Annotated in this window: 2 protein-coding genes; both read left to right on the forward strand. The window is 69.1% G+C overall.

The window, feature by feature from the left end:
• A partial coding sequence (locus ACZ5CR_RS46725; protein ID WP_468870136.1) for an ATP-binding cassette domain-containing protein occupies nucleotides 1–679 on the forward strand: 679 nt, incomplete at its 5' end.
• Nucleotides 676–1,120 (forward strand): ABC transporter permease (locus ACZ5CR_RS46730; protein ID WP_468870138.1); only part of this gene is annotated, 445 nt, incomplete at its 3' end. The genes ACZ5CR_RS46725 and ACZ5CR_RS46730, both read left to right, overlap by 4 nt.

The following is a 1,120-nucleotide window of genomic DNA, read 5'->3' on the forward strand; positions in this document are numbered from 1 at the left end:
CGGCATGTCCAAGTCCGCCGCCCGCGACCGTGCCAAGCACCTCATCGACCGTTTCGGCCTGAAGGAGGCGGCGGGCCGGCCTCCCAAGAAGTACTCGGGCGGCATGCGACGCCGTCTCGACCTGGCGTGCGCGCTCGTCGGCGAACCCGCCGTGATGGTGCTCGACGAGCCCACGACGGGCCTCGACCCGCGTGGCCGCCTGGACACCTGGGACCAGGTGGGCGAGTTGGTCAGCGACGGCACCTCGGTGCTGCTGACCACGCAGTACCTGGAAGAGGCCGATCAGCTGGCCGACTCGATCGCCGTCATCGACCACGGGCGGGTCATCGCGAACGACACCGCCGACCGGCTCAAGGCGCAGGTCGGCGCCGACAAGATCCGCGCCGTCGCGGCGACCGCGGAGGGCGTGGCCGCCGTGCGGGAGGTCCTTGCGGGGATCGGTACCGCCGCGCCGACGGTGGAGGAGATGGCGCGCACGGTGTCGGTCACCGTGGCCGCCGGCGTCAAGGCACTTGGCGCCGCCATCAGGCAGTTGGAGGACCGGGACGTCGAGCTGGTCGACATCGGTCTGCAGCGGCCGACGCTCGATGACGTGTTCCTGTCCCTGACCGGCAAGTCCGAACCGGACGCATCCGAGTCCGCCGAGTCCCGGGACCGAGTCCCCGAGAGGGTGTCGTGAGCAGCATTACGGAGGCCGCCCGCAGCGGCTCGATCATCACCGGGCGCAATCTGTTGCACATCTGGCGCGAGCCCGGCGCCCTGATATCCCATCTGTGCACGTCCATCATGTTCGTCGTGCTCTTCGCCTTCGTGATCGGCGGCGGGCTCGGCGCGCTGTACCCGGAGTATCTGATCCCGGGCATGCTGGGCCAGAACGCGGTGTTCGTGAACATCTACACCACGGTGGGCATCGCCTACGACATGGAGAAGGGCATCGTGGACCGGTTCCGGTCCCTGCCCATCTCTCGCACCGCGGTGATCATCGGCCGTACCAGCTCGGACCTGGCCGCGACCGCGATGAACATCGCGCTCCTGTCCCTGTGCGGGCTCGCCATCGGCTGGCGGATCAGGTCCGACTTCCTGTCGGCCGTCGCGGCGTACGGTCTTCTGCTCCTGTTCG

It is taken from the genome of Streptomyces sp. NPDC031274, assembly GCF_055570235.1.